Here is an 11,139-nt window from a genome sequence, read left to right as displayed (position 1 = left end):
ACAATTTCTCGCTAAAAAAGAACAACAGAGCAGGTATTAAAATAGGCAAACCCACTCTGTTGTCAAAGCCTAAAATGCGATTTCTTGCTCAGGTTCCCCGTGCGTTATTGTCCGGAACTCGTGTACGCATAGACCTGGTCATCCACGTTATCAACCACATAGAACAGGTTATTGGCATAGGTAGCACCAAACGGATCAGTATTAGTCAGATTGAAGTCTGCATCCTCATCACGCTGACCAGAACTCATATACACATAGACCTGATCACCCCCGTCATCTCCGTTATCAACCACATAGAATCGGTCGTTGACATAGCTAATACCAAACGGATTAATATTGTTTTCAGCCAGATCGAAGTCTGCAGCCGCATCGCGCTGACCAGAACTCGTGTACGCATAAACCTTTGCAGTCAAAAAATCAACCACATAGAATCGGTCGTTGGCATAGGTAATACTCGACGGAGTACCGTTATTGCTATCCAGATTGAAGTCTGCAGCCGCATCGCGCTGACCAGAACTCGTGTACGCATAAACCTTTTCATCTCCCCGATCAGACACACTTCCCCGATCAAGCACATAGAATCGGTTGTTGGCATAGATGATATCTTCCGGACCATTACTATCCAGGCCAAAGTCTGCGCCTGCATCACGTTGCCCAGCACTCGTGTACGCATAGACCTTTGCATCCCTGGAATCAACCACATAGAATCGGTTGTTGGCATAGGTAATACCTTCCGGATCAGTATTTTCGCTATCCAGAACGAAGTTTGCAGTCGAGACACGCACCTCATTCGAGCAGTTGTTATCGGTATTACTCTCTCCACTGACGCTTTGGATACACGCGCCGTAGTAGTATATCCCCACACTCGATGGCGCATTCAAGTCAATCGACTGGGCACTCGTATCTCCCGCATTGAGACTACCTATGGCACCCGTGCCAACCTCTGTATCACCCGTTGTAATCGTATCATCGGTTGAAAGGTAGTAGCGCAGGGACGTCGCAGCCGAAGAACCCGCGCCCTGGTTGCGAACCGCAACGCTCAAACTGAGGGACTCGCCGAGATTCGGGCTGATATTGTCCACTGACGGCGATACAACAATTAGATCGGGAACTGGATCGGCACTCTTGTACCAATGAACCTTTGCACCTTCGATATCGAGTACATAGAATTGGTCGTTGACATAGACGAGACCCACTGGAGAACTGATGGCCACATCGAAGTCTGCAGCCGCAACACGCTGACCAGAACTCGTGTACACATAGACCTTTTCATCCGCGGAATCAAGCACATAGAATAGATTGTCGACATAGGTGAGACCCGACGGAGAACTGTTAGCCAGATTAAAATCTGCAAGCGCATCGCGCTGACCAGAACTCGTGTACACATAGACCTTTTCACCTGTGGGATCAAGCACATAGAATCGGTCGTTGATATAGGTGATCCCCGCTGGATCATTGTTGTTGCCAGCCAGGTCGAAGTCCGCATCCTCAACACGCTGACCAGAACTCGTGTACACATAAATCTTTACATCCGAGGCATCAAGCACATAGAATCGGTCGTTGGCATAGGTAATACTAAACGGATCACTGTTAACCAGGTCGAAGTCTGCATCCGCATCGCGCTGACCATCACTCCCATACCCATAGACCTTTCCATCATCCGAATCGAGCACATAGAATCGGTCGTTGACATAGGTAACACCCTGCGGAGTGTTGTTGCTATGCAAATCGAAGTCTGCAGCAGAAGCGCGCCGTCCGTCACTTCCGTGTCCATAGACCTTATCATTCCAGAAATCAACGATATAGAATTGGTTGTTGGCAAAGGTGATACCCCTCGGATCACCGGTAAACAAACGGAAGTCTGCATCTGCAACGCGCTGACCGGAACTCGTGTACACATAGACCTTATCATCCCCGTCATTAATCACGTAGAATCGGTCGTTGGCAAAGGTGATACCCTTCGGATCACTGATACCCAGATCAAAGTCTGCATCTGCAACGCGCTGACCATCACTCCCATACCCATAGACCTTATCATCCCCGTCATTAACCACATAGAGTCTGTTATTGGCAAAGGTAATACCTCTCGGATCACTGATACCCAGATCAAAGTCTGCAGCAGCATCGCGCTGACCATCGCTCCCATACCCATAGACCTTATCATCCCCGTCACCAACCACATAGAATCGGTCGTTGGCAAAGGTGATACTCTGCGGGTCCCCGATATCCAGACGGAAGTCTCCCGCCACATCGCGCTGACCATCACTCCTATACCCATAGATTCTTGTACCCTCCAGATCAAGTACATAGAATCGGTCGTTGGCATAGAGAATATCTTGCGGATTATTGTTCCTATCCAGATCGAAGGTCGTTCCACCATCACTGCCTTGACCACCGTCTCCACCATCGCTAACCGTAATGCTCACTCCATCTGAGCAGTTATTATCCGTATTGCTCTCACCACTGACGCTCGCCACACAGGCACCGTAATAGTACATACCGGCACTCGATGGGGCATTCAAACTGATTGATTTATCACTGGTTCCAGAAGCGACAAGGCCGCCCACCGCACCTGTGCCAACCTCTGTATCACCTGTCGAAATCGCCGCGTCGGTCGATTGGTAATACGTCAGCGTCGTCTCAGAGGCTTGTGCATTCCCATGGTTGCGCACCGTCGCATTCAGCGTGAACATCTGCTCAGGCATCAGCAGGGTGTCGCTCACCGAAGGCGCTATAACAATGAGATCAGGGCTACCACCGCCAGAGTCAGATGAGCCAAAGGCATTGGCAAAGATCAAAAAATCGCCAAAACCTATCGCACCATCCCCATCCAGATCGGCCCGGGCGTCAAACCTGTCATCGCCTTGATTCGCCCCAAACAGGCTTGCAAAGATCAAAAAATCTGCAAAACCAACCATCCCATCGCCGTTGAGATCCGCATCTGCAGACTGCGCAACAGTAGCCGCAGCATTAGAAGCAGCAGAGGGTTGCCCCATGCATAACAGCAACACAAGAGCAGCAATAAACGCTATTCCGTTGTTCAAAAACATTTGCAACATCCTTTCCCAATTTCTCTAAAGGCCTGGAAAAATAAAAAAATAGAATTGTCACCAGCAAAGATTCCCAGTCTTTTGAACATACGTAACATCATTTAATAAATTAAATTAGAGAAAATTGAGATGTCAACAACATACTTAAGCGGGTTCTTCCTCAATCGAGACGGGAAGCCCCACGATCTCGCGCACCTCGCGTTCGATTTTTGCAGATAAATCCGCGTTCTCTCCCAGATGACGCTTGACATTTTCGCGCCCTTGACCAAGCCGGTCATCCCCATAAGAGAACCAGGTACCACTCTTCTTGATAATCCCGTGCAATTCGGCCATATCGATCAAACTGCCCTCTCTGGAAATACCCTCGCCAAACATCAGATCGACTTCACATTCCTTAAAAGGCGGTGCCATCTTGTTTTTTACCACGCGAATCCGAACGCGATTGCCAACAATCTCCTGCCCGTCTTTAATAGAACCAATGCGCCGAATATCCATACGCACCGTTGCGTAAAACGGAAGCGCGCGGCCCCCGGTAGTCGTTTCGGGATTGCCAAACATCACACCGATCTTCATGCGAATCTGATTGGCAAAGATCACACAGGTTTTAGACTGGCTGATTGATCCGACGAGTTTGCGCAAAGCCTGAGACATCAAACGAGCGTGCAGGCCCATGTGAGAATCACCCATCTCACCTTCGAGTTCTGCACGCGGCACCAGAGCAGCCACAGAGTCTAAAGCCACGACCTCAAAAGCACCACTGCGCACGAGGGTATCTGTAATCTCGAGTGCTTCTTCACCCGTATCGGGCTGGGCGATCAATAAATTTTCGATATCTACGCCCAGACGCTCGGCCAATTCCACATTCAATGCGTGTTCTGCATCGACAAACGCCGCTGCCCCACCGAGCTTTTGAGCCTCGGCAATAATGTGCAAAATCAAGGTCGTCTTGCCCGATCCTTCAGGACCAAATATTTCAACCACTCTTCCCTGGGGAACGCCACCAGCGCCCAATGCAACATCCAGGCTTAGAGAACCTGTTGGAATAACTTCTGTGACAAGGGGTTGCCCATCTTCGCCTCCCAGGCGCATAATTGCCCCCTGTCCAAATTGCTTTTCGATTTGGGCAATAGCGTTGTCTATTGCTTGCTGCTTGCCATCCATTTGTTGCGTACCTTTAATATTGCGTTTGGCCATCTGAATCTCTCCTTACAAAAGGTTTGGGATCACGGCGCAGCCCCTCTCGTATTCTGCACCGCACAATGTGTGACAAGTATAGTGAACATTTGTATATACGTCAAGAAACAATTTAGCGATCTGAACCGGCCCTTCCGCCTTCGAACATTCCGTATCCTAAAGGCGTGTAAACAGCACCTTCGGGACGCAATGTACTCTTCATCACCGAGACGCGATCAACGGAAAAATTTACCGCACGCCACTTTTTTGAATTTTCCGCAGTCACGCGAACCGGCTTACGACGCGCTCTCCCCACCGTCACATGAGCAAAAAACGGACGTCGATCCCGCTCAAAACCCAGGTCTTCGAGCTTCTGTGCAATCCGATCTTGCAATATCCTCAGCTGTCCCAGGTCGCCTTCAACGCCCAACCACAACACCCGTGCACTTTCAAGGCGCGGAAAACCACCCAACCCCGCAGTTGACAACGCGAAGGGTTGAAATTTTGAGGCGACCTGCTGCACGGCTGAAACAATATCCGCAACGCGATTTTCTTCCACATCACCTAAAAATTTGAGGGTGAGGTGTACGCCCTCAGATCTTACCCAGCGCATCTGGCTCAAATGGCTCAAGTGACGCGCCACAGAAACGACTTGCCGTTTAACAGCAACGGGCATTTCTAAAGCGACAAAGGTGCGAATGCCAGCCATAATATTAGAATTAAATGTCCATAAATGCCCACAACCACATCGTCGGCCACAATACCCCACCCACCGGGCAATGCCTCGACCTGTCGGGCGGGTGGTGGCTTAATAATATCCAGTATGCGAAACACGACAAAGCCAACAATGCCCACCAACACCGACTGCGGAAGCAGACTTACTGTCACAAAAAATCCTGCAAACTCGTCAATCACTACACGTCTGGGATCTTTACCCCAGGATTTTTCGCAGGCCCCGGATGTATAAACCCCCACGAAAAACAATCCGATCAGCAGCAGCCCCCACGCCCACGCGTTCAATGGTGGCAACAGACAATAAATCACCAATGCCACGCCTGACCCGGCTGTTCCCGGGGCAAAACCCGAATAGCCAGAAAAAAAGCCGGTTGCAATCAACCGGACAAAAAACGATGGCTCAGGAGGCCGAAAATCTGTCATAGATATGAGCGGTTAGCTATTCGCTCGCCTTAAAATGTCTTGCGATTTTCAATTAAATACCGAACGCCTGAAACAACAGCAACGAGGGTCACAACAGCCACCAGGACATTTAAAACCCAATAAGAAATATCGCCTACGAGCACAATTGGTTGGGCGGCCAATTCAGCTTCGACCACGCGCACATTGATAAAGATCAAAATGCCAAAAACAAGCACCAATTGCAGCATGGTTTTCCACTTTGCAAGTTGGGAGGTCACCACGGGTTTGCCCCGTCGAATCGCAAAAATGCGCAATCCCGTAATCACGACATCGCGCACGAGCATCGCCCCGATAAGCCATGCTTCAACCATGCCCAAACGCGCAAATGCAATCAACGCCGAAGATACCAGCAACTTATCGGCCAGCGGATCCATAAAGCGACCAAAGTTCGTCACTGTACCATCGCGCCTCGCAATGCGCCCATCGTAGAAATCAGTCAACGAGGCCACAGCAAAGACGAGCAACGCGAGGATTTTGAAATACCAGTTGGCGGCAAAAATCAACAGCAAAAACACTGGCGTAAGCAGCAGACGTGACACCGTTAAGACATTTGGCACTGTCCACAACCGATTTGGGGTCTGCGGCTCAGGCATTGTCATCCGGTTCGATTCTATGGTATTTACCTGGGGCATCTAATACTCCCGACGGCCTTCCAGCGCGCGAGACAGTGTCACCTGATCGGCCAGGGCGAGATCACTGCCCACTGGCAACCCGCGTGCAATTTGTGTGACAGATACTTCAAATGGAGCCAAACACTGAGACAGATATTGTGCTGTGGCATCGCCCTCTACGGTTGGACCATTGGCGAGAATGACTTCTCGAATTTCCCCCTGGCGCAAGCGTTGGAGCAATTGGGCAATATTCAAATCTTCTGGACCAATACCATCCAGGGGCGAAATACGCCCGTCCAGTACGTGATAAAGCCCTCGATAAAGCCCGGTGCGCTCAAATGCCAGCAGATCGCCGATAAAATCAATCACCATCACACTGGAACGATCTCGACGCGTATCGCTGCACACAGAACACGGCTCAGCCTCGGTCAAATTAAAACAAATTGAGCACCGCCGCACACGGGTCTTGACATCCACCATCAAATCGGCGAGTTCGCGCACCTCATCCGTATCCCATGTCAACATCTCCAGCGCGAGACGCCGTGCTGTTTTAGCGCCGACCCCGGGCAACCGATTCAAAGCGGAAATCAATTTTTCAACGGCCTCTGATGCCATGGAAAACTCCAAAAACTATAGCGCGAGGACTTCGCTTTTCCAATCTCAGAACCCCGGCATATTCATGCCGGGCGGAATGAGGCCCGCTGTGGCTTTCTGCATTTCTGCCTCGGCCATGTCCGCAGCTTTTTGACGCGCCTGCTGAACCGCCGCCAGCACGAGGTCTTCCAGCATTTCCACATCTTCCGGATCAACGACTTCGGGATTAATTTTTACAGACAAAATATCTTGATGCCCACTCGCCCTTACAGTCACCATACCCCCACCCGAAGTTGCCTCTACCTCTTTTGCTCCCAGCTCTTCTTGCACCCTGGCCAGCTTAGCCTGCAACTTTTGGGCCTGCTTCATCATCGCACCCATACCTTTTGCCATACTCTATCTCCTCAAAAAGCAATGTTCCCAACGCAGCAACCCCTACCTGATCACATCCCCACTAAACACCTGCATCACCATCTGCACGCGCTCATCTTCTTCTGCACCCTTCACCTCAACTATTTGCTCTTTATTATCCTCGTAAACAACCTCACACGAAATGGTGACTGTACCACCAAAAACACCGCGGGCAACTTCTTCCACCTGAGCGCGTCCGCGTCGCACCTGATTGGCGTGAAATTCGAGGTTCTTTTGAAAAGCCACCACCAGAAGTCGCCCATCCATTGATTGTGGACGACCTTCGGCCAAAAATGTCCCCAAAGACATCTTTTCATTCTTCACCGCCTGTACAAGTTGCTCCCACTTATCTTTTATAACAGAAAAGTCTGGCGGCTCTTCTGAGGATACATCTGGCACTGGCGGTATTTCTTCTTGTGGCTGTTCTGCCACGGGACGACCATTGTCCCTCTGTTGCGGTGGTGAAGATTTGGAAGCCGTTGTTGGCGGTGGTAACTTCTCACGCTCTCCCCTGACGCGCGTGTCTGGTCCAGATGATGTCGCTTTCTGCTGTGGTGCAGGTCTGGGCAATGACCGTCGCGTTCCAGTAGCCGTCCCCCGGCTTTTCAACCCCCGCTCGAGTTGTTCTAATCGACCAATCAAAACCTGCAAATCTACACTTGACGTCATCTGCACCAGCTTCATAACCGTCAATTCGAGCCAGAATCGAGGCTCAGTTACCCGACTAATCTGCGTTTCGAGTTCACTCACAGCATTGAGCATGCGCACGAGATCTGCCTCTTCGAATTCCGCGGCGACCTCTGCATACTGCACGCGGTCAGCTTCTGGCAAATTTTCATCTGTTAAATCTCCCGCGGCACAGGCAACGAGCAAATGTCGAAAATGCGCCATCAGCCCCGCCACAAATTCACCCAGATCACTGCCTTCGCGTGTCAATTCATCAACAATCTCCAATGCGCGGGCACCATCCCGATCCACAATAGCCTGCGTCAGGTCAAAATACACATCTCGGGGAATCAAGCCCAGTAAATTCTGTATGGCATCTTCCGTAATATCAGCATCTGAAAATGCAATGACCTGATCCAGCAAACTCAGTGCATCGCGCATGCCCCCATCGGCTTTTCGAGCGATCAAAAACAGAGCGGATTCTTCCGCTGTTACGCCTTCTTCATCCACAGCCATTTTGAGCTCTTCGACAATTGCCACGGGAGGAATGCGCCGAAAATTGTAGCGCTGACACCGGGACAAAATGGTTTCAGGCACTTTGTGAGCTTCGGTCGTTGCAAATACAAAAACAACATGCGCTGGCGGTTCTTCGAGTGTTTTGAGCAAGGCATTAAAAGCCTCAGTAGTGAGCATGTGTACTTCGTCGATGATATAAACCTTGCGCTTGCCTTGCGAAGCCGCATACCCCACTTCTTCGCGCAATTGCCTGATCTCATCAATCCCGCGGTTCGAAGCCCCGTCAATCTCCAGCACATCCATGCTGTTGCCCTGGCGAATCGCAACACACGAAGCGCATTCCCCACACGGTTCAGCCGTTGGCCCCTGCTCGCAATTAAGTGCCATGGCGAGCAATCGCGCCGTCGTGGTCTTACCCGTGCCCCGCGGCCCGGAAAACAGGTACGACTGTGCCACGCGCCCCAGCCGAATGGCATTTTGCAATGTGGTGGTCACATGGCTTTGTGCTACCACTGTTTCAAACGCCTGTGGCCTTCGCTTTCGGGCCATTACCGTGTAAGACATAAAAACTCCAAAGGGGGCCTTTCCAACCCCAGCCCCCATCCCGAAAAAAAGGTCGTGCACCGCGCTTCGAACCGCTACCCCAGGGCGTTCAACGAGCGCTGGCTCCTGTCAGGTGCCCCTGCGGCACACGCACCGATTTGCTTACCGCTGCTACCTTCCGGTCCTGACGGGGTTCGGCATAGGCACGTTGCGCAGGACCTGACGATCAACGCTGCCTACTCATCGACCGCGATCCAAAATACCGGTTCTCAGACGTGGAATTCGACCCCGCTATAGCGGATTGCGGGCTACAGGGCACCGCTATCTCCCCGTCTAGCACGACCTGAAAACAGTGAGATACAAGAGGGATCTCCCCTCTCGCCTCTTAACAACATATTTTGGTGGAGCTGATGGGAGTCGAACCCACGACCTCTAGAGTGCGATTCTAGCGCTCTCCCAACTGAGCTACAGCCCCACCTAAACCGCTTCAACCACGATATTGCGCGCTCCCGAAACAGATTTGAGCACCGTGGCATCGCCCAGCACCCGTCCGATAATATTGACGGGACTTGCCGGACGAATTTCATCTCCATGACTGGCCGGGGTCTGACCGTAAAAAATGCAAAACGCATGACCCGGCGGCCAATATCCGAGGTCGTTCAACGCCACAGTTTCACATGCATCTTCGGGACCCGCTTGAACGGGAATTGCAAAGTAAATCTCATCGCCCCATGTATTAAACGAACAATCCAGCGGCAAAACCTCGCGAACTTTGTCTGCTGTTTGCGAATCATTTAACTCGGCGTCGAGTTCAATATCGCCAACTGTAATGCGAATCGGATGCGGCATAACAACCTCGTACTATTTTTGGCGGAGAGGGAGGGATTCGAACCCTCGGTATCCGTAAGGATACACATGATTTCCAGTCATGCCTGTTCGGCCACTCCAGCACCTCTCCAATATAGCTGTAAGCGATCAGCTATGATTTTCTCACACAGGTACCTGTGTGCTTGTTTTTTGGCGGAGAGGGTGGGATTCGAACCCACGGTACCCGTGAGGGTACACCGGTTTTCGAGACCGGCCTGTTCGACCACTCCAGCACCTCTCCAAATATTTATTTTTCGCGCAAAGTTTGAAAAAACGCCCGCAACACCTGACCACACGCATCTTCTAAAACGCCTCGGCGCACATATAGGCGATGATTCAGACGTGTATCTTCCACAATATTTCTCAGGGATCCGCAAGCCCCGGTTTTGGGATCACTCGCGCCAAAAACCAACCGGGACAATCGGGCAAGCACCATAGCACCTGCACACATCGCACAGGGTTCCAGTGTTGCGTAAAGCACGCAGTTATTTAGCCACCGAACGCCCAACTTTTTCGTCGCCTGCCCAATAACGAGCATTTCGGCATGCGCGGTGGGATCATTAAGCTGGACAATGCGATTGTGATCGCGTGCGATTACCTCGCCATTGTGCATCACAACAGCACCAATAGGCACTTCATGCTCGCTCGCTGCCACGCGGGCTTCTTCGAGCGCGAATTTCATGCCTGTCAGGTCATTATCCAGCACGGACACCCCGCGAAAACAACACTGGTCATAGAGAAAAAAATATACGGGTTTCCCCACAGCGAGTCAACCATCAACATCAGGGCATCCAGATATTCCACTTGCCATACTTTTCCCAGATGCGACAGGCGTCACAGGTACACATCCAGCGGAGGGCAAAACGCGGTTTATTGCTTGTATTGAGGGATCCACAGTGTACTAACAGATAATGAAAAAACATGACATCGCCTCGGGACGGCCTCAACTCAATCGGCTCTCCCAGATCGAACCTTTGTTGCGGTTTCGCAAAATCCGACAGCATTTGATACCGATCAGGATCCTGCACTGCCATCTCGCTGAACTTCCGATGTGTCCCTGGCCAGACCGCGGTCCCACCACCTTGCGCAACACCAGAATCGAGATAAGTCAGAGAGGAAACCCGGAATGACCCTGGAAAAACATCAAAAGGTCGATGTCCACCATCGACGTGCCCACTGAGATAATTCCAGCCTCTCGAAACCGGAAATACACTGCGTGCCCACACAGCCTCGGGCTGTGGTTTCCGACAGTGAAAGGCATCGGCATTCTCCCGAACCAGTTGGCTCTGCGCCTCGTAAAATGCGGGCGTACAACAAGCCAGCAACGCGGGATCACGAACCCCAAAATGTTCAATCACCCCCTGGCGGGCGATTGTCGTCACCCCATCTATTTCATCTGGCAAAGGAGACCACGAAGCCGGATCATCCCGATCCATCTCGAGCACAGACCACATCGCAGCTTCCGCATTGGCAATTGTCTCTTCTGGAATCAATCCCGACACCAGCACATA

The 11,139-nt window shown here is 51.3% G+C and carries 11 protein-coding genes, 3 tRNA genes and 1 other RNA gene; all 15 read right to left on the bottom strand.

Annotated elements, in window-relative coordinates:
• Window positions 1–104: 104 nt before the first annotated feature.
• Window positions 105–3,050, bottom strand: coding sequence for a hypothetical protein (locus OXG87_23660; protein ID MCY3872550.1), 2,946 nt, complete (start codon window positions 3,048–3,050; stop codon window positions 105–107).
• A gap of 144 nt (window positions 3,051–3,194) precedes the next feature.
• Complete coding sequence (gene recA, locus OXG87_23655; protein MCY3872549.1) at window positions 3,195–4,211, bottom strand: recombinase RecA; 1,017 nt, start codon at window positions 4,209–4,211, stop codon at window positions 3,195–3,197.
• Between the two features lie 145 nt (window positions 4,212–4,356).
• Window positions 4,357–4,932, bottom strand: coding sequence for an RNA 2',3'-cyclic phosphodiesterase (gene thpR / locus OXG87_23650; protein MCY3872548.1), 576 nt, complete (start codon window positions 4,930–4,932; stop codon window positions 4,357–4,359).
• Window positions 4,902–5,381: a phosphatidylglycerophosphatase A gene (locus OXG87_23645; protein MCY3872547.1), complete on the bottom strand. Its 480-nt coding sequence runs from the start codon at window positions 5,379–5,381 to the stop codon at window positions 4,902–4,904. Before OXG87_23645 ends, thpR begins: the two co-directional genes overlap by 31 nt.
• A 29-nt stretch (window positions 5,382–5,410) precedes the next feature.
• Complete coding sequence (pgsA, locus tag OXG87_23640; protein ID MCY3872546.1) at window positions 5,411–6,052, bottom strand: CDP-diacylglycerol--glycerol-3-phosphate 3-phosphatidyltransferase; 642 nt, start codon at window positions 6,050–6,052, stop codon at window positions 5,411–5,413.
• Window positions 6,053–6,646 carry a recombination mediator RecR gene (recR, locus tag OXG87_23635; protein ID MCY3872545.1) on the bottom strand — a complete coding sequence of 198 codons (594 nt, stop codon included), beginning with the start codon at window positions 6,644–6,646 and terminating at the stop codon, window positions 6,053–6,055. It lies immediately after the preceding gene.
• Between the two features lie 45 nt (window positions 6,647–6,691).
• A complete protein-coding gene (locus OXG87_23630; protein MCY3872544.1) occupies window positions 6,692–7,018 on the bottom strand; it encodes a YbaB/EbfC family nucleoid-associated protein in 327 nt (108 codons plus the stop codon).
• 42 nt (window positions 7,019–7,060) lie between these two features.
• Window positions 7,061–8,782, bottom strand: coding sequence for a DNA polymerase III subunit gamma/tau (dnaX, locus tag OXG87_23625; GenBank protein MCY3872543.1), 1,722 nt, complete (start codon window positions 8,780–8,782; stop codon window positions 7,061–7,063).
• A 52-nt stretch (window positions 8,783–8,834) separates the two neighbouring features.
• Window positions 8,835–9,103: signal recognition particle sRNA large type (gene ffs, locus OXG87_23620), an RNA gene on the bottom strand.
• Between the two features lie 57 nt (window positions 9,104–9,160).
• Window positions 9,161–9,236: transfer RNA gene (locus tag OXG87_23615), tRNA-Ala, on the bottom strand.
• 2 nt (window positions 9,237–9,238) lie between these two features.
• Window positions 9,239–9,610 (bottom strand): cyclophilin-like fold protein, encoded by a 372-nt coding sequence (locus OXG87_23610; protein MCY3872542.1) that lies wholly within the window; start codon window positions 9,608–9,610, stop codon window positions 9,239–9,241.
• 19 nt (window positions 9,611–9,629) lie between these two features.
• A tRNA-Ser gene (locus tag OXG87_23605) sits at window positions 9,630–9,719 on the bottom strand.
• Window positions 9,720–9,779: 60 nt separating this feature from the next.
• Window positions 9,780–9,869: transfer RNA gene (locus OXG87_23600), tRNA-Ser, on the bottom strand.
• Window positions 9,870–9,875: 6 nt separating this feature from the next.
• Entirely contained in the window at window positions 9,876–10,310 is a 435-nt protein-coding gene (gene tadA / locus OXG87_23595; GenBank protein ID MCY3872541.1) for a tRNA adenosine(34) deaminase TadA, read from the bottom strand.
• A 100-nt stretch (window positions 10,311–10,410) separates the two neighbouring features.
• Window positions 10,411–11,139 (bottom strand): phytanoyl-CoA dioxygenase family protein (locus OXG87_23590; GenBank protein MCY3872540.1); only part of this gene is annotated, 729 nt, incomplete at its 5' end.

The organism is Gemmatimonadota bacterium (genome assembly GCA_026706845.1).
Lineage (GTDB): Bacteria > Latescibacterota > UBA2968 > UBA2968 > UBA2968 > VXRD01.
The sequence above is the reverse complement of the archived record's forward strand: the minus strand, read 5'-3'. Positions and strand labels throughout refer to the sequence as shown.